This is a genomic window from Kribbella sp. NPDC031520 (assembly GCF_055580825.1).
Map to the genome: position 1 here is coordinate 194,771 of NZ_JBVIKS010000003.1, position 21,600 is coordinate 216,370.

Here is a 21,600-nt window from a genome sequence, read left to right on the forward strand (position 1 = left end):
TACCGACTGCTCACGCTCCGTCCACCGCCGGTGGCGGCGGTCAGCGGCCGTTGATGAGTGCTGCAGGTCCGTGTACCATTTGGTACATGCGCTTCGAACACTCCACCACGATCCAGGCCGCGCCCGAGCGGGTCTGGGAGGTCTTCAGCGATGTCGAGCGGTGGCCCGACTGGACCCCGACCGTCGAATCCGTCGAGCGGCTCGACCCGGGCCGGATCCACGTCGGCGCCCGCACCCGGATCCGCCAGCCCAAGCTCCCGGCGGCCGTCTGGGAGGTCACCGAACTCGAGGAAGGCGAGTACTTCGAGTGGGTCTCGAAGGCACCCGGCGTCAAGACCACCGGCGGCCACCGCGTCACCAGCACGCCGGAGGGCACGGTCGCAACGTCCACGATCGTCCACGAAGGCCCGCTCGCCTGGCTGGCCGGCCGGTTGTACGCCGGACTCACCAAGAGCTACATCGCCACCGAAGCAGCCAAGCTGAAGGAAATCAGTGAGTCGAGCAACACTGCTGGCTGACGCGGTCGAGCATTTCGCGAGGAACGGGATCGGCGACGCGAGCCTGCGCAGTATCGCGACCTCGATCGGTACCAGCCACCGGATGCTGATCTACCACTTCGGCTCGCGCGAGGGCCTGCTGGCCGAAGTGGTCCGTACCGTCGAGCAACAGCAACGCGACCTGCTCGAAGCCTTGTCGGACCTCCCGTTCGAGGAGCAGGCCGAGCAGTTCTGGCGCCGGGTGACCGAGGCAGCGCTCGTGTACGGCCCGCTGTTCTTCGAGCTGAGCGCGCACGCCATGCAGGACCTGCCGCACACCGAGTCGCTCAAGGCGGACCTGATCGACGTCTGGCTGCCGCCGTTGATCGACCTCTGTATCCGTGCCGGTCTCCCGGCCGACCAGGCACCGGCGTACGCGCGCCTGGGTCTGGCGGCCTCCCGCGGGCTGCTGTTCGACCTGCTGCTGACCGGCGATCAGGCCGGCGTCGACGAGGCGTCCGCGCTGCTCAACCGGCTGTTCACGCCTCCGGCTCGGTAGGCAGCTCGATCCGGCCGGCCACGATCGGCAGCCGCGATTCCCGCAGTACGGCGACGAACGCGAACGGCCGGTCGAACGTGACGTCGAGCCGCCGCTGCTGCCGGGTGACCATCGCGGCCCGCGTCATCGCCATCGCGGTGACAGCCGCCGCCTCGAACCCGGTCGCGAAAAACCGCGCGAGTACCCGCTGCTTGGCCTGATCGATCCGCAACGGCGTCGGGCTGAGCGCACTGAAATGCCCGCGCGCCCCCGGATCCGACGCGACGGTCGTCAATCCGAACAACTCGCGCAGCTGCAGCAGATCGTGCTCCACGTCGACGCTGAACGACGGCACCGACAACTTCACCTCCGGCCGCGACGAGGTCGTCTGCCCGATTCGCACCCCCGGCGCAACCTCCGCGCCGACCTCACCGTTCTCGATCAGCTCCGCCCCGGACGCACCGCCGCCAGGTTGAGCAGCAACGTCCAGCAGAGCCGCGAGTACGTCGTCCCGCGCCGTCTGCGGCTCACCGATCGCGAGGAGTACGTCGACGTCGGCGTCGCCGGCAACCGTGACGACGGTGAGCCAGGCCGCGGACGGATGCTCGTACCGGCGTACCGAATCGAGGTCGGCGTCGGAACGCTCCAGCCAGTGCCACGCACCAGCCCACGGGCCGTCGGGCACCCGCCGTACCTGCTCGGTGAACGGACGGACCCACTTCGTCCGCAGCAGGATCGCCGAGGCCAGAACGAACACGACCCCGGCGTCCAGATCGACCGGCATCGAACGGATCAGGTCGTCGGTGTGCTCAGCGGCCCAGGCGTCCAGCTTCGGCTTGTCGACGCTCGGGTTCCCGGTCAGCATCCCGACCAGCGGCGCCGGCATCACGCTGTCGAAGGTCTCCGCGAGCTTCAACTGCTCGTCCACCCACACGCCCAGCGCGGCCTGCAGGTCAGCGGACGCCTCGATCGCCTCGATCAGCCGCACTGCATCCGTCGCACCGGTCGAGGGATCCACGCCGGCCGCCGCGGCGAGCTCAGTACGCCCCGGCTCGTCCGCCCCAGTCGCGAGGAGCGCGAGCAACGGCCACACCCCGAGCCCGGCCACCACGGTGTTCTCCGCGGGCAACACCCGAGCCCAGCGGCTGGTCAGTTCGTTGACTGCGCGCACCACGTCGGCATCCATACCTCCACCCTGCCACGCCCGGACGCCCAGCTCACCGGGTTGGGGTGAACCCTCCCCAGACTGTGCTGGAACCGGCCGAGCTCTCTGCGTGGACGCGGTAGCTGTCGCGCGTGCCCTTGCGGATGCCGACGGCATGGTTGTACTGCCCGGCGAACTCGTGGTTCCCGGGCGGCACGGTGCGGCCCGGCTTGAGGTCCCAGCGGTAGAGCAGTACGCCGCCGGACTCCTGAACGGTGACGGTGAAGTCGTCGTTCGGCAGGGTCTGCCAGTTGCCGGTGTTCCGCACGTCGCCGGTCTGGGCGATGCGCAGTTCCACGGTGAGCGAGGTGAGCGGCTGGGTGGTCTTGAGGGTCAGGTCGCTTTGGGCCCAGTAGATGGTGCTGTGCGCGTTTATCGAGCCTTCCGACCACAGCGGCCCGTCCTGGATCCGGTTGCCGGCCGACGGACTCGGGTGCGACCTGCTCGGGGTGCTGGACGGGGTCGTACCGGTGGTGGTGCGGGGCGGTGGCGTCGGAGTGGACGTGATGGTCGGGGAGGTGACGGCGTGAGTGGGAGCTGCGTGAGTGGGGGCGGCCGGCGGAGCCGGAGATCCGCCGATGGCGGCAACAGCGGCGGCGAGACCACCGGTCGCCAGGGTGGCTGCGGCGATGACACCCACGATCGCTGCCCGGGGCCATGACCTCACGATCGACGGTATGCGACGCCGTACGGTGGGACCGGCTACGCCGCGTTCCACGCGCGCCAGGATCTTCGCGCGGTCGGGTTCGTGGGCCTCGGCGGCCTCCCGCAGCCGTCGGCTGAGCTCCTCGTTCACCGGTTCCTCCTTCCTGTCGCCAGTTCGCCGACCGCTTCCGCGCCGAGAATCCGTTCGAGCTCGGCCATCCCTTTCGAGGTCTGGCTCTTCACCGTACCGACCGATATGCCCAGCGCAGCGGCGGTGTCTTTCTCCGACAGGTCGAGCGCGTGGCGCAGGACCACGCACGCCCGCTTGCGGAACGGCAGCCGGGTGAGCGCGGCCCGTACGTCCAGCACACCCGCAACGTCCGGCCCGTCCACCTGTTCCGGACTACGGGACCAGAACAGCGCTACTCGCCGTCGTTCGCGGACCGCGCTCCGGATCCACTCCCGCGCCAGGTTGGCCACCACACCGCGGGCGTAGGCAGCCGGGTGTTGCGCCGCCCGCAACCGGTCCCACCGCTGCCACAGGGCGACCAGCGCATCGGCGGCGAGGTCGTCGGCCGCGTCCTGCTCGCCGGTCAGGAGATGGGCGAGGCGGGCGAGTTCGGCGTAGTGGCGTTCGAAGAAGTCGTGGAACTCCGCGGACGCGTCGTCGAGGAGCATCTCCCGCGGTTGCCCTCTCCCTGTGCGCGTTGACAATCGGTTCGAGCGTAGTGGTCAATGCCGGGCGAACTGGACCCGGGTCGGCTGCGCGACGTCCGGTTCGAGCGCGATCCCGCCGATGGTCAGTTGCTCGCCGTAGATGTCGGTGACTCTGATCTCCTTGCCGCATCCATTGCCGTCGGCGGCGAGGAAGTAGTTGTAGCCGGTGCGCGGCAGCTTTCGCCAGCCTTTGGCGGTCCGGACCTCGAGTATGGCCACCGGGTTGCGGTGGCCGATCACCTGGATGCCGCACCACCACTGACTGGACCCGGTCTTGTACCGGATGGAGATCGTGCGGGACGTGGCGGGACTCAGCAGCGTCCAGGTGATCGGAAGCCGGCCGACGGACAGGTCGGCGAGTTTCGCGAAGGCCTGTTGGCTGAGGTCGAGTTGCCCGGGTGCGCAGGGCCAGGGGCACTCGTTGACGATCCGCACCGTGATGGAGGCCCCGTTGGCGGCGCGGACCAGCACGTACGCCCCGCATGCCTTGGCCGACTCGTAGTCGGTTTCGTTCATCGCCGCGATCATCAGGTCGTCGGACGGGCCGTAGAGGCAAGCGCCGTTCCCGTCACCCGCGGCGTACGCGGTCGCGACGCCCTTGTAGCGAACGGCGGGCTTGATCCGTCCCGCCAAGGATCCTCCGGACGCCGTGCGCGTCGTCGTGGGCCGGGTGCTGGCAGCGGCGGGGGTCGGGGTGCCGCGGGGCGCGGGCGGTCGACTCGTGACCGGCCGCCCTGTCGGTGCGGTTGTGATCGGTCGCCGCGTCGGTGCGGTCGTGGCCGTTGGATGCGTCCTTGCGGTCGTGACCGGCGGCTGCGTCGGTGCGGTCGTGGTGTCGGCCGTCGCGGTCGGAGAGCCGGAATCGGCCGGGACGCCCGCCGAGGCGGCCGATACGTCGGCGGTACGCCTGAGGCCGGCGCTGCCCCCGGCAAGGAGGGCGGCGGCCAGGCAGACCACAACACCGACGGCGAGCAGCGTCAGCGTGATACCAACTGCCCGCCGGTGCTTGCGCGGCGGCTGCGCTGGGCCGTGCTTCGTTGTGCTCATGTCCATCCGTTCGGTAGATCGAGTCGACGTTCCACAGCCCAGTTGCCGCCGGCGGCGAAAAGGTTGCCGACATAGGCCCGCGCTGCCGCCGAACTGGGGCTGGTCGTCGTTGATCCGGACCCAGGTTCGCCCCTCAGTTGCCGCAGCTCCGCAGAAGGTTGCCGCCCTACTCACGCACCTAGTAGTTCACCCAGCCCGCGACCACCGGTACGCCTGTCGGCCGGTGCAGTGCGACGAAGCCGAACGGGCGGTCGAGGTTCACGTACAGCGCCTTTTCGTTGAAGACAGGGGCCGCACCCGCGGCCGTCGCCATCGCGGTCACCGCGGCGGCCTCGAACCCGGTCGCGGAGAACCGGGCCATCACCGCCTGCCGCGCTTGGTCGATCGCCAGCGGCTGCGGGCTCAGCCCCGGAAAGTGCCCCCGGCTCTTGTCGGACGCCGCCGTCAGCCCGAACACGTCCGGGTGCTGCAGCAGGTCGTGGTCCGCGTCGATCTCGAAGTACGGCAGCGAAAGGATCACCGCAGGCCGCATCGATTCGATCACCTCGACGCCGGGCGCGGACCGCTCCGCGGCGAGCACCTCGGCCCCAGGCATCCCCTCGTCCAACGAGAACGCCGCACTCAGCACGGCCGCCCGTCCGCCGTCGCCGACCACGAGCCGTACGTCGAACTCCCCGACTCCTCGCACCGTGACCACAGTCAACGGCCCCGCCGCCGTGTCATGGACTCGGAGGCTGTCCAGGTCGTCGTCGGTCCGGCTCAACCACCGCCCATCGCCCCGCGGGTACTCGTTGAACGGCAGCTCCCACTCGGTCTTCAACGCCAGCGCCGACGCCAGCACGAGCAGTACGTCAGGCGTCAGCTCGACCGGCATCCGCTGCAGCAGCCCGTCCGTACGCTCGACCACCCACGCGTCCAGCGCGGCTTGATCCGTCAACGTTCCAAGTACCTCGGGCGGCACGAACCGGTCGACACCCGGCTGTAGCGAGAGCTCCGGCCGCGTCCACAGCCCGAGCGCCATCCGCAGACCCGGCACCTCGAGCAGACCGCCGTACCGCTCGCCGGCTGCCGCGACCAGTTCGGTGTGGGCGGGCTCGTCCGCGACCTCGGCCAGCATCGCGAGCAACGGCTGTACGCCCAGCCCGGAGACGACCGTGCTGTCCTCGCCCGGCAGCGCGGCGATCCATCGTGCGGTCAGGCGACCGACCTGTTCAGCGTCCACTCACACATCGTCGCGCATCCACGTTCAATAGCCATGAAGCGAACAGTCGAGCCCAAGGTCCTGTACTTCGGTACGCCAGTCGTCCTGATCAGCTCGTTCAACCCCGACGGCAGTACGAACCTCGCCCCGATGTCCTCCGCCTGGTGGCTCGGGTACACCGCGATGCTCGGGATGGGGACCAGCGCGCAGACCGTGAAGAACCTCGCCGAACGGCCGGAGATCGTGCTGAACCTGGTCGATCCGGACATGGTCGCGGCGCTGGACCGGATCGCGCTGCTGACCGGGTCGGAGGAGATGTCCGAGTCGAAGCGAGCCCGCGGATACCGGTACGAGCCGGACAAGTTCGCGGCCGGCGGGCTGACCCGCGAGGCTTCGGAGAACGGTTTGGACGGGGTTGCGGAGAGCCCGATCAACCTGGAGGGGACGATCCAGGCGATCCACGAGATCGGCGGCCCCGACTCGCACCTGTGCTCGCTGGAGATGCGGGTCGAGCGGGTCCGGGTCCGCGAGGACCTGCTGATGAGCAACGAGCGCTACATCGACCCGCTGCGCTGGGATCCGCTGATCATGAAGTTCACCGAGTACTTCGCCGGCGGCGCCCCGGCGTACCCGTCCTCGCTCGCCCGCGGCTGGCAGATGCCACCGATGGCCGTGTCAGCCGGCTGAAACCAGTTCGCCGGACTCCGCCGCACGCGGGGTCCGGCGGCGGACGACGGTGCACGCCATCCCGCCGATCACCAGCACCGCCGCGATCGCCTGCTGCAGACCGACCGCCTCACCACGCAGTACCCAGGCCGCAGACATCCCGACCACCGGCACCAGCAGCGAGAACGGCGCGACCGTACTGGCGTCGTACTGACGCAACAGGTAACCCCAGACACCGAACCCGAACAGCGTGGCCGCGAACGCGAGGTACGCGATCGCTCCGACACCGCTCAACCGGATGTCGCGGACCGCGTCGACGTCGGCGTGCGGCCCGTCGGTGAGCAGCGAAAGCAATAGCAGCGGTACGACGGCCACCGCGCTGACCCACACCATGAAGCGCAGCGTGTCCGGCGGCTTGGCGTACCGGGTGATCGTGTTCGACACACCCCAGAACCCAGCTGCGACGATCACCAGCGCGAGCGCGCCGAGCGGCGCCGACAGGTGCTGGTCGAGGACGATCAGCACGATGCCGACGCACGCGATGACGATGCCGACGATCTGTGCCGGCCGCGGGCGCTCCCGCAGTACGGCGATCGCGAACAGGACCGTGAAGATCACCTGGCTCTGCAGGACCAGCGACGCCAGCCCGGCCGGTACGCCGTGGTCCATCGCGATGAACAACAGACCGAACTTCGCCACGCCGAGCGCGAGCCCGACACCGACGACGTACCGCCACGGGACGCGCGGTTTGCCGAGCACGAAGATCGCCGGAACGGCGGCGAAGAAGAACCGCAGCGCGGACAGCAGCAAGGGCGGGACGCCTTCCAGACCGACCTCGATGACGACGAAGTTGATGCCCCAGACAACGACGACGGCGAGGGCGAGGAGCAGGTCACGAGGCTTCATACGGACCAGTGTCGGCGGGAGTACACTTAAGGACCAGCACCGATTACTACCGCCTTCAGTGTAGGAGTGCTACATGATCGATCTCGGCCGCTTGCGCGCCCTGCACGCCGTCGCCCAATACGGATCGGTCAACCGCGCGGCCGAGGTGCTCGGGTACACGCCGTCCGCGGTGTCACAGCAATTGGCGAAGCTGGAGCGAGAGACGCGGACCACGCTGGTCGAGCGGCAGGGGCGCGGGATCGTGCTGACCGACGCGGCACGGCAGCTGGCGACCACAGCCGCCCGGATCCTCGAGCTGGTGGAGGATGCCGAGCTCACGCTGGAGGAGCAGCGCGGGCAGGCGATCGGCACGCTGAGCATCGCCGCGTTCCCGACCGCGGCGCGCGGGCTGCTGCCGCCGGCGCTCGCGCGACTGGTCGACGACCACCCCGGTCTCGACGTCCGGGTAGTGGAGACCGATCCGTTCGAGGCTGTGGCCGCGGTGAATCGTGGCGAGCTCGACATCGCGATCGTGCACGACTGGCACAACACCCCACTCGGCCTGCCGGACGGGTTGTCGCGGGCGAAGCTCGGCGTGGACCCGGCCGACGTACTCGTACCGGCTTCACATCGCCTGGCGGGCAAGGAGTTCGTCCGCGCGGAGGACCTGGTCGGCGAGCGCTGGATCTGTCAGCCGGCCGGGTCGATCTGCCACGAGTGGCTGATCCGGACGATGCGCCGCGCCGGCGTCGAGCCCGACGTCGCGTACTCGATCGCCGAGTACCAGACCCAGCTCGCGATGCTCGCGCGCGGCCTCGGCGTCGGCCTGCTCCCCCGCCTCGGCCGTGGACCGGTCCCGGACGGCGTGGTCGTCGTACCGCTCCAGCCCGCACCGAGCCGTCGCCTGTACGCCGTCTGGCGGACGACCACGTCCCGCCGGCCGGCAATCACCGTCACACTCGCCACCCTCAAGGCCGCCTGGCCGCAACGCGACACGGCTTAAGCCGGGGTCGCGACCGGTGCATCGACGATCCGCCGGAGCTTGTCCTCGGTCTCCTCGTCGAAGGCCGTGTAGACGGTCGCCCGGATCGGCCCGACCTGCGAGAGCCACAGGTTCACCGGGTCCATCCGGAGCAACCCGTAGCCGTCGATCTCCAGCGCCTTCGTCCGCGTGCTCGGTGCGGCCACGTCGTACCGCTGCCAGAGCTCGGCGAAGTACGGCGAGTTGCTGAGCAGGTCCTGGATCAGGTCCTGCCAGAGGACGTCGCCGACGTGTTCGCCGGAGGCGGAGCGGAACGCGGCGACCATGTGGTGCTTGGTCGCCTCGGCGTCGACGAAGTTGCACTTCCACGCGTCGGACACGAAGTGCAGCCAGAGCAGGTTCCGCTCCTCGTCCGGTACCTGCTCGAGGTCGAGGATCACCCGGCAGTACGGCTGGTTGAACGCGAGGATGTCGTACCGGGTGTTCAGCACGATGGCCGGGTACGGCGAGACGGCGTCGAGCGTCTTGAGTACGGACGGGGGCACGGCCGAGCACCCGCCCTGGGTCGGGCCGAAGTGCAGACCGGCCAACCGGAACAGGTGGTTCCGCTCTTGCCGGTCGAACCGCAGCGCCGCCGCGATCGCGTCCAGGACCTGTGCGGACACGTTGATGTCACGGCCCTGCTCGAGCCACGTGTACCAGGTGACACCGACGCCCGCGAGCAGCGCGACCTCCTCCCGGCGGAGTCCCGGCGTCCGCCGCCGGCCGCCGGGCGCGAAGCCCACCTCGTCCGGCCGGATGCGCTCGCGACGGCTACGCAGGAACAGCCCGAGCTCACGCCGCTGGGCCGTTGCCGTTGCCGTGGCCGTTGCAGTGGCCGTTGTGTCGGTGGCGGCTGTCATGCTTCCATCATGACCACTCGTCGAGCCGGGTGCCAGGTGCTGCGAGTAATAGGATAACCAGGCTCTCACCACCAGGCTCGCGGAGCGCTCAGGCTGGTCGCATGACAGACCAGCTCCATGCCACCACTCTCCCGGTCGCCGCCCGGTCGCGGGCCGCGTCGGGGCTGGGGCCGGTGGCCCTCACCAGCTTGCTCTTCGGCGCCCTGCTTCCGGCGCTGTCCTTCTTCATGATCAACGTCTCACTGCCGGCGATCGGGAAAGACCTTCGCGCGGACCCCGGTCAGCTACAGCTCGTGGTCGGCGGATACGGCATCGCCGTCGCCACGCTGCTCGTCGTCGGCGGCCGCCTCGGCGACAGCTTCGGGCGCCGCCGGATGTTCCTGATCGGTCTGGCGGGATTCACCGTGACGGCTCTGATCTGCGCGATCGCCCCGACGATCGGCGTACTGCTCGCGGCCCGGGTACTCCAGGGCGTCTCCGGTGCCGCCGTCACGCCGCAGGTGCTGGCATCGATCACCAGCCTGCTGACCGGCGAGCACCGGGCGCGTGCGATGGCGTGGTTCGGCGTCGCCAACGGTGTCGCGGCCGCGCTCGGTCAGATCCTCGGCGGGTTCCTGATCGAGGCGAACCTGTTCGGCCTCGGCTGGCGTGCGGTGTTCCTGATCTTCGTACCGGTCGGCATCATCGCGATCGTTGCCGCGCTCCGGGTGATCCCGGAGAGCAAGGCCGACCAGGCGAAGAGCATTGACTTCGTAGGCGCGGTCCTGCTCGCGATCCCGCTCGTCCTGCTCCTCCTGCCGCTCACCGAAGGCAGGACGCTCGGCTGGCCGCTCTGGACGTGGCTGAGCCTTGCGGCCGTCGTACCGGCGACTGTGGGTCTCGCACTGCACCAGCGCCGGGCCGAACGCTCCGGCGAACTCCCCCTCATCCCACCGTCGGTGCTGCGGCTGCGCGCGATGCGGATCGGTCTACTGCTGGCGGTCGCGTTCTTCGCGACGTTCGGCGGTTTCATGTTCTGCTTCGCACTCGCTACGCAGGGCGAGGCACACATGAGCCCGCTGGAGGGCGGCCTGAGCCTGCTACCGCTGGCGGTCGGGTTCTTGATCACGTCGATCTACGGACCGAAGTTGCAGCAACGGTACGGCGCGGGCCTCATCCTCCGCGGCTGGATCATCCAGGCAGTCGGCTACGCGCTGCTGGCCGTAGTAGCGCTGACTCTGTGGCCCCACGTCACCCCGGTCACGATCGGCGCCCCGCTCCTGATTGGCGGCATAGGCTCCGGCCTGGTCATGGTCCCGCTCATCGGAGTGGTAGTAAGCCAGGTCCCTCCAGCCCAAGCAGGTATGGGCAGCGGCATCCTCCTGACCACCCAGCAAACCTGCCTGGCCCTCGGCGCCGCCACAGTAGGTACGGCGTACCTGTCGATGGCGAGTAGTAGCTGGGGCCAGGGCGGCGCGCTGGCAGCGGTAGGGCTGGCCATCACGGCCATCTCCCTACTGATGACCCCGGTCACCCACCAGCTGCGCTCCAGTGGGAAGGGCGCGTAAGCGCCTGCGGAAGTCTGGTTGTCTGGTCGCCGCGCGCGGCGTTGACCTGGGACTGGGTGACGAACAGTGCACCCGTCAGGTCGGCGCCGCGCAGGTCTGCGTCTCTTAGGTCGGCGCCGATCAGGTCTGCTTGGCGGAGGTCGGCGTTGCGGAGGTCGGCGGCGATCAGGTAGGCGCCGCGGAGGTTGGCCTTGGAGAGCTCCGCTTGGGCCAGGCGGGCTCCGATCAGGTCGGCGCCGCGGCGTTCCTTCTTCTTCGGTTGCTTGCCGCGGACGGTCCGGCTGGTCTCCAGCAGGATCTCGTTGGCGGCGGCCCGCTCCGCGGCAACGTCGACGTCGGCGAGGTCCAGCGTACGGCTGACGCGTTCTACCCGGTCGATCGCCGGTTGCGCGTTCGCGTTGTATTCAAGGGCTTCCGTCAGGTACCAGAGCAGCTCGTGCAGCTGGCGCAGGATCGGAAGCGCGGCGAACATGTCCGGCCCACGCCTGGACAACTCCTGGCCGGCGCCGAAGCAGTCGTACACCGTGCAGCCCGGAAACCCCTTGGTAAGCAGCTGGCTGTGGATCGTGCAGCGGTGATCGTCACTCAGGTTCGGGCAGGGTTCACCGGCGGGCTTGTCGATCGCGAAGTCCGCCGACCTCGTGAAGGTCAGTACGACGCAGCAGAGGCCGAAGCAGTTACCACAGTCGGCGCTGAGCCTGCTTCGGGGGTCAGTTGTGCTCGGCAACCGTCTGGCCGGTCCGGCGCCAGCGGATGCCGGCCTCGATGAAGTCGTCGATCTCACCGTCGAAGACCCCGGAGGTGTTCCCGGACTCGTACTGCGTCCGCAGGTCCTTCACCATCTGGTACGGGTGCAGGACGTACGACCGCATCTGGTCACCCCACGAGCCCTGGACGTCACCACGCAGGGCGTCGATCTGGGCCCGCTCCTCGGCCTTCTTCAGCGCGAGCAGCTTCGCCTTCAGGATGACCATCGCGCTGGCCTTGTTCTGCAGCTGGGACTTCTCGTTCTGGCAGGAGACGACGGTGCCGGTCGGGAGGTGCGTGATCCGGACCGCGGAGTCGGTGGTGTTGACGCTCTGCCCACCCGGACCGGAGGACCGGTACACGTCGATCCGCAGCTCTTCTTCCGGTACGTCGATCTCGTCGGTCTGCTCGAGCACCGGCACCACCTCGACGGCGGCGAACGACGTCTGCCGGCGGCCCTGGTTGTCGAACGGCGAGATCCGCACCAGCCGGTGCGTCCCCGACTCGACCGACAGCGTGCCGTACGCGTACGGCGCCTTGACGCCGAACGTGGTCGACTTGAGCCCGGCCTCTTCGGCGTACGACGTGTCGTAGACCTCGGTCGGGTACCCGTGCCGCTCGGCGTACCGCAGGTACATCCGCTGCAGCATCTCGGCGAAGTCCGCCGCGTCCACACCGCCCGCGCCGGAACGGATCGTCACCAGCGCCTCACGCTCGTCGTACTCGCCGGACAGCAGCGTGCGGACCTCGAGCGACTGGATCGCCTTGGCGACCGAGCCGATCTCCTTCTCCGCCTCGGCCAGGCTGTCGGCGTCGTTCTCCTCGCGGCCCAGCTCGATCAGCGCGCCGAGGTCGTCGAGCCGGCCGCGCAGGCCACTGACCCGTTCGACGTCGGCCTGCAGGCTGGACAGTCGCGACGTCACCTTCTGCGCGTTCGCCTGGTCGTCCCAGAGGTCGGGCGCAGCGACCTGCTCGCCGAGGTCGTCGATCTCCTTGCGCAACGCGGGGAGATCGAGCACTTTCTCGATCGAGGTCATCGTCGCGTCGAGCTGTTTCAGCTCCGCGTCAAAATCCAGTCCAGCCACAACCAAGCAGCTTAGCTCAGCTGAGTCCGCGACGAAGAACGGCGAAGACCTCGGCGACTGCCCACTCCAGCTCTCGCTGCGCCTGGTCGAGCTCCGCGGGCGACGCTTTGTCCGGCAGAGCGGTCATCAATCTCTCCTCGAGCACCTTCTGCGCAGCGGCGTACAGAGCCGCGGTCAGGCGGTTCTTCAGGTGATCCGGGGAACGCTCGTCGAGCGCCTCGGTGAGCGATCTCTCCAGCTCCTCGGCGATCTGCCGCCGCCTGGCGAGCAGCGCCGGACTGCCCTCGATCGTCCGGGCGAACCGCTTCCAAGTGGCCAGATGGCCGACCTCCAGCCGCTCCCGCGTGTCCTGCAGGTACTGCGCCTCGAGTACGCCGACCGGCTCCGCGTCCGCCGGCGCCTCGCGGATCGCCCGCGCCGGCCCGGCCCACCACCCCTTCTCGTCGAAGAACAGATCCTCCTTCGCCGGGAAGTGGTTGAACACGGTCTGTACGGCGACATCCGCGGCCCGCGCCACCTCCGCGACCGTGACCGCGTCGAACCCGCGCTCGAGGAACAGCCCGGTGGCCACGTCCGAGATGGCCTGCCGCGTCTGCTGCTTCTTGCGTTCCCGCCGCCCTAACTCCATTGCGCTGACTGTACTCGATCTGCTTTACTGACTCCATTGTTGTAGTCACTACATCTTTGGAGCACATCAAATGACGATTCTCGTCACCGGCGGCCGCGGCGCCATCGCCCAGGCCGTCACCGCTTCGCTCGTCGAGGCCGGCCAGGACGTCCGCGTCGCCAGCCGCGAGCCCTCCGCCCTCCCGTCGGCCGTCGCGTACGACGCCGCCGACCCGGCACCCGCGCTGAGCGGAATCAGCCAGGTCTTCCTGTACTCCGACACGTCGACGGCGCCCGCCTTCGTGGCCGCGGCCGAGGCGGCCGGCGTGAAGCAGGTCGTCCTGCTCTCGTCGCTGTCCTCGCTCGGCGGCCCCGAGGACCCGCACGCGAAGACCGAGCAGGTGATCGCCGCCGGTTCGTACGCGACGACCCGGCTCCAGCCCGGCGCGTTCATGAGCAACGCGAAGTACTGGGCGTACCAGTTCCGCGCGACCGGTCAGATCCGGCTGCCGTACCTCGAGGCAGAGGAGGCACCGATCCACGGGCGCGACATCGCCGACGCGGCGGTCCGCGTCCTGCTCGACGGTCCCGGCAACGGCCACGACGGCCGCGGGTACCCGATGACCGGCCCGGAGTCGATGACCCGCCGGCACCAGATCGAACTGATCGCGTCGGTCACCGGCGTACCGATCGAGGCCGTCGAGCTCACCCCGGATCAGGCCCGCGCCGAGATGGGCATGCGCGACGAGGGCCAGCGCGAGACGCTGCTGGCCTACTGGGCCTCCCGTGTCGGTTCGCCCGCCCCCATCGAGCCCGGCGTGGAGCTCCTCACCGGCCACACGGCTCGTACGTTCACGACCTGGCTCGCCGACAACCCCGGTTTGTTCAACGGATAGGGACGATCGCGGCGGATTCGGACGCCACGTCGGCCGTACCGGGGAAGCCCGGCGGGCGGAACGGGAGCTGGGTGGTGGACGTGAGCCGTACGGTCACCGTCGTACCCTCGACGTCGACCGACCAGTCCAGGTTGTCGAATCTGTTGCTGGCGGCAACGTCGTCGAGGTAGTCCGCGGTCAGCCGGCGGGCCTGGTCCGGGTCGATCGCGGCGTTCCCGCCGGCGCCGGGCTGTGCGTAGACCGCGGCGAGCCCGTTCGCGGCCGCGAGGACGGCGCCGTCCGCGGTGGCGTCGAGGTCCCGGCGGACCAGGAACGCCTTGGAGATATCGGTGACCACGACCACCATCAGCAGGATGACGACGGTGAAGCCGATGATCAGAACGGTCATCTGGCCCTCTTCGCCACGCTCGCGACGGGTCATCCGTTGCCTTTGGCTTCGCGGTAGTCGCCGAACGCCTCGGTGTGCGACGCGCTGATCCGGATCGCGGGCGGTTCGCCGCCGAGGGCGTCCGGGATCAGCGGCAGCCGGACCTTGGTCTCGAGCGTGACCGTCACGGTCGAGCCGGGCTGCAGACAGGCCGGGTTGCAGCTGATCGTGAGCTCGTCGTCGCTGAGCTCCATGCCCTGGTCCTTCATCGCGAGCCGCGCGGCCGCGAGCGCGCGGGCCCGCGCCTCGTCCTCGGACACCCCGTCCGGGACGATCACGAACGCCCGCCCGGCGGCACGGGTCGCGGCGGTCGCGCCGTACGACGCCCGCTGCACGTCGAACACGCCGAGCATCATGTACACCAGCGGAACCATCAACAGGATCGCCAGCCAGGAGAACTCCACGACGGCACTGCCCCGCTCGTCCCGCCGCCGTCGTACCCACGCGGTCACTCGCCGGTCTCCTTGACCGCATGCCCCTGGACGGTGAACGCGATCCCGGGACCCCACAGCCCGAGCGGCGGCATATGCGCCTGTACGGACACCACGACGCCCGGCTGTCCGTCGATGTCGGTCTCTTCCGCCGACACCGAGTCGACGAGGTTGTCCGAGACCACGCCATGGATGAGCTCCTGGGTCCGGGCGGCACCGTCGGCCGGTGCCCGGTTGAGCACGGCCGCGTAGTGCGCGCCCTCGGACGCGGCAGCGGTCACAGTGTTGCGTACGTACAGGAACAGGCCGACCTGGAGGATGCCGAGGAACAGCGGCACCAGGATGGTCGACACCAGCACGAAGTCGACGACCGCCGCTCCCCGCTCGCCGCGGGTCCGGCCCATTACTTGTTGGTGACCGACGACAGCGCGTCGCTGAGCATCTTGGCGAGCTGGTCGCCGGCCAGCTTCCAGATCGCGACGACCAGGCCGGCCGTCATCACGGTGATCAATACCCAGCCGGGTACGTCGCCGCGCTCGGTCCGTGCCGGACGTGGCTTCAGCAGCAACGTCAGGAACAGCCTCGTCAGGTACAGGGACATGACCTCTCCTCAGTTCATCCGGCGATCAGCCGGATTCCGACAGCGCCCGGGTAGAAGGCGAACGCGATGGTCACCGGAAGGACCAGGAAGATCACCGGGACCATCATGGCGACCTCGCGGCGGGCACCGGACTCGATCAGCTCGCGGCGCCCGGCTTCCCGGATGTCACCGGCCTGCGCGCGCAGCACGTCGGCCAGGGGGGTGCCGCGCTCCAGCGCCACCGCCAGCCCATCCGCGAAGCGCGACAGCGCCAGCAACCCGGTCCGGTCCGCGAGCGCATCGAGCGCGCGGACCAGGGTTTCTCCTGCCCTGGTCTCCGCCAGGACACGTTTCAGTTCGTTCGCAAGCTCGCCGCGGGACGTCCGCGCGACCCGGTCAAGGGCCGCGGCCGGGCCTTCACCGGCGGCGACCGACAACGCCAGCAGCTCGGCAACGGTCGGCAGCTCCGCCAGCAGCCGCCGCTCACGCCGGCGTACCTGGGTGGTCAGGTACGTGTCGCGGCCGAGCACTGCGGTGATCCCGAGCACCAGGCAGAACACCAGCAGCGCCACCGGATCCCCGAGGCCGACCGCGACCGCGACGATCGAGATCACCAGCCCGGCACCGAACGCGATCGCGCCCCAGAGCAGCTGCTCGATCCGGAACTCCTCGACCGTCCGGTCCAGCCCGGCCCGCTGGAGTCTTCGGCGAATCGTGTTCGCACCGCCGAGGATCCGCTCCAGCCGCCGCGCCGCGGACCGCAGCGACGGGCCGAACAACCGCAGGATCGCGTAGAACGGCGACCGCGAGTCGACCACGCCGACGAACACGTCCGGCGCTCCGAGATCCCGCAGGTACGGCGAGATCCGCTCGTCCACGGTCGGCTTCCGCAGGAACGGCAGCCGCAGCACGACGAGCAACAGCCCGGCGCCGAGCACCGCGCCGAGGAAACCACCGAGCAGCATCGGGTTCATCGCAGCACCCGTTCGGGCTCGGGCAGCCGGCCGATCCGCAGCATCACCCGGTACGCGATCACGCAGACGACGGCGCCGGCCGCGATGATCGCCGCACCGACCGGCGAGTTGTACCGCTGGATGACGTCACCCTGGAACGACAGCAACAGCAGCACCAGCCACGGCGCCGCGACCGCGACCCGGGCGCCGTTCACCGACCACGACTGCCGGGACTCGAGCTCGGACCTGGTCCGCGCGTCGTCGCGCAAGAACGACGACAGCGACCGCAGCAACCGGCCGAGATCGCCGCCACCGACCTCGCGGGCGATCCGCAACGCCTCCACCACGCGGTCGCCGACCGGGTCGGCCAGCCGCGCCTTCAACCGGTCGAGCGACTCGGCGAACCGCCCGGTCGACGCGTAGTCCGCACCGAACCGCCGGAACGGATCCCGCAACGGCATCGGCCCGCGCTCACCCACCTGGGCCAGCGCCTCCGACAACGACAGGCCCGCCCGCACCGCCGACGCGATGTTGTCGACCACGTCCGGCCACAGTTCACGGAACTCGGACAGCCGCTTCCGCGCCCGCGACCGCACCAGCGCCACCGGCAACCAACCCGCCATCACGGCGAACACCAATGCCACCGGCAACGTCTTCGACACCACGAACATGACCAGGAACGCGATCAACGCCAGGATCACGCAGGCACCCAGGAACGCGCCCGGCGTCAGCCCTTCGATGCCCGCGCTGGCGAGCAGGTCGCGGCTCCGGCCACGCAACCGCCCGTCCGCGCCCGGCACCACCTCGGCCGGCGCCACGAACGCCGCGATGATCAGCAGCAGCCCGACACCGAAGAACAGCCCGATCAGCAGCCCCATCAGCCCGCCCCTCGTGGCAGCTCGGTCAGCAGCCCCGCCACGTTGTACCCGGCCTGCAGGAACCGCTCCGGGTGCGGCAGCTGCCCTTCGGCGCGCCGCAGGTAGCCGTCGTACGTCGAGAACAGCGTCTCGGTCTCGATCGCCTGCTCCTCGACCCGGCCGGTCACCGCGACGATCTCCCGGACCCGCCGGCGCCCGTCCGCCGCGACCCCCAGGTGGATGACGAGGTCGACGCAGCCGGCCACGGTCGGCAGCACGAACCGGGAGCCGATGTTCTCACCGGCGAGCAGCGGCAGCGTGCACATCTTGGTCAGCGCCTCGCGCGCCGAGTTGGCGTGGATCGTGCACATCCCGGGCAGGCCGCTGTTCAGCGCGAGCAGGAGATCGAGACACTCCTCGCCGCGGACCTCGCCGACGATCAACCGGGACGGCCGCATCCGCAGCGATTCCTTGACGAGGTCGCGCAGCCGCACCTCACCGGTGCCCTCGAGCCCGGCCTGGCGGGTCTGCATAGAGACCCAGTCGGGGATCGGCAGCTTGATCTCGAAGACCTCCTCGCAGCTGATCACCCGCTCGCTGCCGGGGATCGAACCGGCCAGCGCGTTCAGCATCGTGGTCTTGCCTGCCTGCGTGCCGCCGGAGACCAGCACATTGAGGCCGACGGCAACGGATGCCTCCAGGACGGCGGCCGCGTGCGGGGTCAGCGAACCGAGCTGGACCAGGTCGCTCAGCCGGGTCGCCCGGACGGTGAACTTGCGGATGTTGATCGCGGCGTACCGCTGGGTGATGCCGCCGAGGACGATGTGCACCCGGCTGCCGTCCGGCAGCCTGGCGTCGGTGAATGGCTGGGACACGTCGATCCGGCGGCCGGTGGTCTTCAGCATCCGCTCGACCAGGTCGCTGACCTCCTCCTCGGTCAGCACGGTCGTGGTCAGCTCGTGCCGGCCCTCCCGGGCGATGAAGACGCGACTTGGCTCGTTGATCCAGATCTCTTCGACGGTCGGGTCGTCCAGGAAGCGCTGCAGCGGCCCGAAGCCCGCGACCCGGTCGTGCACCTCACGGCTGACCGCCTCCAGGTCACCGATCGGCGGCACCACCCCGGACAGGCTGCGCTCGTCGTACTCCCGGACGACGGTGGCCACGATCGCGTTCACGGCGCCGGGGTCGCGGAGCGGGTCGATCCCCTCCCGGCGGACCACGTCGCGGACCTGGGCGTCGATCAGCTCGATGGCGCCGTTCCAACTCGAACGGTGCGCGTCGAGCCTGTCCGCAGTCATCGATCTCCCCGTGTGAATCCCATGCGGCGACCACTCTCGGTCACCATGCGGGTCATCCTTTCAACTCACACGGACCGGGCGCCACTCGTGTCCGTCGTCCCTGTGGATAACCGTGACACGCCAGTGGCTCACTCACCGTATCTACCAGCTCACGGCCAGGTCCAGAATTCTGCAGCTTGTTGCAATCCGGCCGGTTCTTAGCGGTGGACGAGCGTGTGCTCGAACGAGTACCTGCTTGCGCGGTACAGATGGGAGCCGTACTCAACAGGCTGCCCGTGGTCGTCGTACGTGATGCGGGTGGTCGCCAGCAGCGGCGAGCCCGGCTCTTCCGACAAGAGGTGTGCCTGCTCGACCGTTGCCGGTGTAGCGGAGATGGTCTGGTGTGCGACCTTCAGCCGGACCCCTTCGGCCCGCAGCAGTTGGTAGAGCCCACGCTCGGCCAGTGTGGCCGGGTCTGTCTCCAGCATGTCGGGCGGCAGCCAGTTACGCATGAGGGCCAGTGGCTCGCCATCTGCTCGCCGGAGGCGTTCCAGCCTGAGTACACGGTCGCCCTGCTCGCACTGCAGCGCGGTAGCGACCTCTGCTGTCGCGGGAGAGATGCCGAACCGCAGCACTTCGGTCTCCGGCTTCCGGTGCGCCGCGGTGAGGTCGTCGTACAGGCTGGTCAGCTCAAGCGAACGGCGTACCTGTCCGGAGCTGCCGACCACCTGAGTGCCCACACCGCGCTTCCGAACCAGCAGGCCCTGGTCGACCAGCCTGGCGATCGCCTGGCGCACGGTCGGCCGGCTGAGCCCGTACGCCTCGGCCAGGTCCACCTCATTGCTCAGCCGGGACCCGACCGGCAGTTCGCCGCCCTGGATGGCCGCCTCCAGCTGCTGCGCCAGCTGCACATGCAACGGCGTACGGCTGTTCCGATCGACCTGGACCTGGACGGTACTCATGGGCTCATCCTGAAGGCTGTACCGGATTCCGTCGAGGCACCGTCGGGATTTGATCAGACCCGCCGTACCGGTGAACGTTCGATGAATCGCGTCCGGATCACGGGCAACCGCTGTCCCGCGGCACTGCCCGTCAGGCAGGATGGCACGTTCGCCGTCGGACGTGGGAGCTACCCTTACCGGCGGAACACGCCGCTTGGACGAACCGTACGGGCACCCCTGTGCGCCCGACCCTCGAAGGAGAAGGCATGGAACCGCTGCGGATCGGCATCCTCGGTGCCGCCCGGATCACCGGCCGGGCCGTCGTCGAGCCGGCCAAGCTGACCGGCGCCCGGCTGGTCGCCGTCGCCGCGCGCGACACCGACCGCGCCGAGGCCTTCGCCAGCGAACACGGGGTCGAACGGGTCCACGCGTCGTACCAGGCACTGATCGACGATCCCGAGGTCGAGGCGATCTACAACCCGCTGGCCAACGGGCTGCACGGTCCGTGGAACCTGCGGGCGCTTGCAGCCGGCAAGCACGTCCTCACGGAGAAGCCGTCGGCCAGCAACGCCGCCGAGGCGCTGCAGGTGCGGGACGCGGTCCACTCGTCCGGTCTGGTGTTCATGGAGGCCTTCCACTACGCGTACCACCCGGTGATGCGCCGGCTGCAGGAGCTGGTCGCCAAGGGCGAGCTGGGCGACCTACAGCACGTTGAGACGACCATGGTGATGCCGCCGCCGGCCGACGAGGACCCGCGCTGGTCACTGCCGCTGGCTGGTGGCGCGGTGATGGACGTCGGCTGCTACGCACTGCACGCACAGCGCATGTTCGGGCAGTACGCAGGTGGCGCGCCGAAGCTGCTCAGTGCGCGCGCTGGTGAGCGCAAGCGGCTGCCTGGAGTGGACGAGTGGCTCAACGCCGACCTGGAGTTCCCGAGCGGTGCGACCGGGACCGTGCGCACCAGCATGGCCGCGGAGAACCTCGAGTTCAGCCTGAAGGTCGTCGGCAGCCGTGGCGAGGCGTTCGCACCGTTCTACGTCCTCCCGCAGAACGACGACCGCGTGATCGTGACGACCAAGGAAGACACCTGGGTCGAGCACCTCGGCACGCGGACGTCGTACACGTACCAGCTGGAGGCGTTCGCCGGCGCGATCCGCAACGGCGCTCCGCTGCTCACCGACGCCGATGACGCCCTGGCCACCCTGCAACTCATCGACGAGTGCTACGTCGCCGCCGGCATGACGCCACGACCTACATCCGCCCTCTGAGCCGCGGCGCGTGCGAACGCCTGGACGAACGGGTGCGGCCTCGTGCCGTCGCCGGCCAGCTCCGGCTGGAACAGCGAGGCGAGATAGAACGGGTGATCGGGTAGCTCCGCAATGCGCGGATCGCCCTCGTCGTCATACCCGCTGAAGACCAGGCCGTGCTCGCGGAGCAAGTCAAGCCTGGTGGTGTCGAGGCCGTACGAGCAGTGGTAGCGCTCCATCGATCGCTCGACTCCCAGGAGCGCAGCCGCCCGGGTGCCTGGCGTCACGTGGATCGCGCCCTCATGACCGTCCAGGGAGCACGCGAGCGGAACGATGAGCAGGTCATCGGCGTCCGGGGTGCTCTCGCCGTGCTGGACCTCCGCCGCGCCGCAGACGTTACGGGCAAACTCGAGCATCGCGTGCTGGAACCCGGCACACGTGCCGAGGAACGGGATGCCGCGCTCGCGAGCGATCCGGATCGCGGTGATCGCGCCCGCCTCGCTGCGGTACGGGCTGCCGGGGAGGAGCCAGATGCCGTCGAAGCCTTCGAGGGCCTCGTCCACCTGTTCGGTCGGGATCCAGTAGGCGTCGAAGTCGAGGTTGTCGCGGTCACGCAAGCGGTCGAGGAGCCCGGGTACGCGGACGTGCGAGCGGACATGCGGCGAGCGATCACCGACGAGGGCGATGCGTCCGGAGTAGGCGTTCATGGCTCCATCCTGGGCGCACTGCCGGTATCAGCGCCA

26 protein-coding genes are annotated in these 21,600 nt (G+C 69.5%); 7 read left to right on the forward strand and 19 right to left on the reverse strand.

Features of this window, described 5'->3' with window-relative positions; translation table 11 throughout:
• Positions 1-86 precede the first annotated feature (86 nt).
• Both ACZ5BU_RS16310 and ACZ5BU_RS16315 read left to right on the forward strand, forming a co-directional pair.
• Positions 87-518, forward strand: coding sequence for an SRPBCC family protein (locus ACZ5BU_RS16310; RefSeq protein ID WP_465699623.1), 432 nt, complete (start codon positions 87-89; stop codon positions 516-518).
• On the forward strand, positions 493-1,035 hold the full coding sequence (locus ACZ5BU_RS16315; protein WP_465699624.1) for a TetR/AcrR family transcriptional regulator: 543 nt from the start codon (positions 493-495) through the stop codon (positions 1,033-1,035). The genes ACZ5BU_RS16310 and ACZ5BU_RS16315 overlap by 26 nt, the downstream gene beginning before the upstream one ends.
• On the opposite strand, the gene ACZ5BU_RS16320 is transcribed toward ACZ5BU_RS16315, so the two are convergent.
• The 5 genes from ACZ5BU_RS16320 to ACZ5BU_RS16340 form a co-directional block, all read right to left on the reverse strand.
• A complete protein-coding gene (locus ACZ5BU_RS16320) occupies positions 1,016-2,200 on the reverse strand; it encodes a serpin family protein (RefSeq protein ID WP_465699626.1) in 1,185 nt (394 codons plus the stop codon). The genes ACZ5BU_RS16315 and ACZ5BU_RS16320 overlap by 20 nt on opposite strands.
• A gap of 31 nt (positions 2,201-2,231) precedes the next feature.
• Positions 2,232-3,014: a hypothetical protein gene (locus ACZ5BU_RS16325; RefSeq protein WP_465699627.1), complete on the reverse strand. Its 783-nt coding sequence runs from the start codon at positions 3,012-3,014 to the stop codon at positions 2,232-2,234.
• Positions 3,011-3,541 carry a SigE family RNA polymerase sigma factor gene (locus ACZ5BU_RS16330; protein WP_465699629.1) on the reverse strand — a complete coding sequence of 177 codons (531 nt, stop codon included), beginning with the start codon at positions 3,539-3,541 and terminating at the stop codon, positions 3,011-3,013. Before ACZ5BU_RS16330 ends, ACZ5BU_RS16325 begins: the two co-directional genes overlap by 4 nt.
• Before the next feature lie 54 nt (positions 3,542-3,595).
• Positions 3,596-4,627 (reverse strand): expansin EXLX1 family cellulose-binding protein, encoded by a 1,032-nt coding sequence (locus tag ACZ5BU_RS16335; protein WP_465699631.1) that lies wholly within the window; start codon positions 4,625-4,627, stop codon positions 3,596-3,598.
• Positions 4,628-4,805: 178 nt separating this feature from the next.
• Positions 4,806-5,849, reverse strand: coding sequence for a serpin family protein (locus tag ACZ5BU_RS16340; protein WP_465699633.1), 1,044 nt, complete (start codon positions 5,847-5,849; stop codon positions 4,806-4,808).
• 33 nt (positions 5,850-5,882) lie between these two features.
• Between ACZ5BU_RS16340 and ACZ5BU_RS16345 the strand changes: the two genes are divergently transcribed.
• Entirely contained in the window at positions 5,883-6,515 is a 633-nt protein-coding gene (locus ACZ5BU_RS16345; RefSeq protein ID WP_465699635.1) for a flavin reductase family protein, read from the forward strand.
• Here ACZ5BU_RS16345 and ACZ5BU_RS16350 read toward each other — a convergent pair.
• The gene (locus tag ACZ5BU_RS16350; RefSeq protein ID WP_465699637.1) at positions 6,504-7,400 is read right to left on the reverse strand and encodes an EamA family transporter; all 897 of its coding nucleotides are present in this window, start codon (positions 7,398-7,400) and stop codon (positions 6,504-6,506) included. The two genes, ACZ5BU_RS16345 and ACZ5BU_RS16350, sit on opposite strands and share 12 nt — an antisense overlap.
• 73 nt (positions 7,401-7,473) lie before the next feature.
• Between ACZ5BU_RS16350 and ACZ5BU_RS16355 the strand changes: the two genes are divergently transcribed.
• Positions 7,474-8,382, forward strand: coding sequence for a LysR family transcriptional regulator (locus tag ACZ5BU_RS16355; RefSeq protein ID WP_465699639.1), 909 nt, complete (start codon positions 7,474-7,476; stop codon positions 8,380-8,382).
• Here the strand turns inward: ACZ5BU_RS16355 and ACZ5BU_RS16360 are convergent.
• Entirely contained in the window at positions 8,379-9,263 is an 885-nt protein-coding gene (locus tag ACZ5BU_RS16360) for a helix-turn-helix transcriptional regulator (protein WP_465699641.1), read from the reverse strand. The genes ACZ5BU_RS16355 and ACZ5BU_RS16360 overlap by 4 nt on opposite strands.
• Positions 9,264-9,364: 101 nt before the next feature.
• On the opposite strand from ACZ5BU_RS16360, the gene ACZ5BU_RS16365 reads away from it, so the two are divergent.
• Positions 9,365-10,810, forward strand: coding sequence for an MFS transporter (locus ACZ5BU_RS16365; protein ID WP_465699643.1), 1,446 nt, complete (start codon positions 9,365-9,367; stop codon positions 10,808-10,810).
• On the opposite strand, the gene ACZ5BU_RS16370 is transcribed toward ACZ5BU_RS16365, so the two are convergent.
• From ACZ5BU_RS16370 to ACZ5BU_RS16380, 3 genes are read right to left on the reverse strand one after another with little or no spacing between them, the layout of a single operon-like run.
• A complete protein-coding gene (locus ACZ5BU_RS16370; protein WP_465699645.1) occupies positions 10,773-11,537 on the reverse strand; it encodes a pentapeptide repeat-containing protein in 765 nt (254 codons plus the stop codon). The genes ACZ5BU_RS16365 and ACZ5BU_RS16370 overlap by 38 nt on opposite strands.
• The gene (gene prfB, locus ACZ5BU_RS16375; RefSeq protein ID WP_465699647.1) at positions 11,521-12,642 is read right to left on the reverse strand and encodes a peptide chain release factor 2; all 1,122 of its coding nucleotides are present in this window, start codon (positions 12,640-12,642) and stop codon (positions 11,521-11,523) included. The genes ACZ5BU_RS16370 and prfB overlap by 17 nt, the downstream gene beginning before the upstream one ends.
• 16 nt (positions 12,643-12,658) lie before the next feature.
• A complete protein-coding gene (locus tag ACZ5BU_RS16380; RefSeq protein WP_465699649.1) occupies positions 12,659-13,270 on the reverse strand; it encodes a TetR/AcrR family transcriptional regulator in 612 nt (203 codons plus the stop codon).
• A 70-nt stretch (positions 13,271-13,340) separates the two neighbouring features.
• Here ACZ5BU_RS16380 and ACZ5BU_RS16385 point away from each other — a divergent pair, with 70 nt between their 5' ends.
• On the forward strand, positions 13,341-14,144 hold the full coding sequence (locus ACZ5BU_RS16385) for a Rossmann-fold NAD(P)-binding domain-containing protein (RefSeq protein ID WP_465699651.1): 804 nt from the start codon (positions 13,341-13,343) through the stop codon (positions 14,142-14,144).
• On the opposite strand, the gene ACZ5BU_RS16390 is transcribed toward ACZ5BU_RS16385, so the two are convergent.
• From ACZ5BU_RS16390 to ACZ5BU_RS16425, 8 genes are all read right to left on the reverse strand, one after another.
• Complete coding sequence (locus ACZ5BU_RS16390) at positions 14,134-14,532, reverse strand: pilus assembly protein TadG-related protein (protein WP_465699652.1); 399 nt, start codon at positions 14,530-14,532, stop codon at positions 14,134-14,136. The two genes, ACZ5BU_RS16385 and ACZ5BU_RS16390, sit on opposite strands and share 11 nt — an antisense overlap.
• A gap of 29 nt (positions 14,533-14,561) precedes the next feature.
• Positions 14,562-15,023, reverse strand: coding sequence for a TadE/TadG family type IV pilus assembly protein (locus ACZ5BU_RS16395; RefSeq protein ID WP_465699654.1), 462 nt, complete (start codon positions 15,021-15,023; stop codon positions 14,562-14,564).
• Positions 15,020-15,406 (reverse strand): TadE family protein, encoded by a 387-nt coding sequence (locus ACZ5BU_RS16400; protein ID WP_465699655.1) that lies wholly within the window; start codon positions 15,404-15,406, stop codon positions 15,020-15,022. The genes ACZ5BU_RS16395 and ACZ5BU_RS16400 overlap by 4 nt, the downstream gene beginning before the upstream one ends.
• Entirely contained in the window at positions 15,406-15,603 is a 198-nt protein-coding gene (locus ACZ5BU_RS16405; protein WP_387663912.1) for a hypothetical protein, read from the reverse strand. The genes ACZ5BU_RS16400 and ACZ5BU_RS16405 overlap by 1 nt, the downstream gene beginning before the upstream one ends.
• Before the next feature lie 14 nt (positions 15,604-15,617).
• On the reverse strand, positions 15,618-16,556 hold the full coding sequence (locus ACZ5BU_RS16410) for a type II secretion system F family protein (protein WP_465699657.1): 939 nt from the start codon (positions 16,554-16,556) through the stop codon (positions 15,618-15,620).
• Entirely contained in the window at positions 16,553-17,413 is an 861-nt protein-coding gene (locus tag ACZ5BU_RS16415) for a type II secretion system F family protein (protein WP_465699659.1), read from the reverse strand. Before ACZ5BU_RS16415 ends, ACZ5BU_RS16410 begins: the two co-directional genes overlap by 4 nt.
• Positions 17,413-18,690 carry a CpaF family protein gene (locus ACZ5BU_RS16420; protein ID WP_465699661.1) on the reverse strand — a complete coding sequence of 426 codons (1,278 nt, stop codon included), beginning with the start codon at positions 18,688-18,690 and terminating at the stop codon, positions 17,413-17,415. Before ACZ5BU_RS16420 ends, ACZ5BU_RS16415 begins: the two co-directional genes overlap by 1 nt.
• A 197-nt stretch (positions 18,691-18,887) precedes the next feature.
• Complete coding sequence (locus tag ACZ5BU_RS16425) at positions 18,888-19,631, reverse strand: GntR family transcriptional regulator (RefSeq protein ID WP_465699663.1); 744 nt, start codon at positions 19,629-19,631, stop codon at positions 18,888-18,890.
• A 245-nt stretch (positions 19,632-19,876) separates the two neighbouring features.
• On the opposite strand from ACZ5BU_RS16425, the gene ACZ5BU_RS16430 reads away from it, so the two are divergent.
• Entirely contained in the window at positions 19,877-20,878 is a 1,002-nt protein-coding gene (locus tag ACZ5BU_RS16430) for a Gfo/Idh/MocA family protein (RefSeq protein ID WP_465699665.1), read from the forward strand.
• Here the strand turns inward: ACZ5BU_RS16430 and ACZ5BU_RS16435 are convergent.
• Positions 20,833-21,564, reverse strand: a complete 732-nt coding sequence (locus ACZ5BU_RS16435) for a CTP synthase C-terminal region-related (seleno)protein (RefSeq protein WP_465699666.1) — start codon at positions 21,562-21,564, stop codon at positions 20,833-20,835. The two genes, ACZ5BU_RS16430 and ACZ5BU_RS16435, sit on opposite strands and share 46 nt — an antisense overlap.
• Positions 21,565-21,600 lie beyond the last annotated feature (36 nt).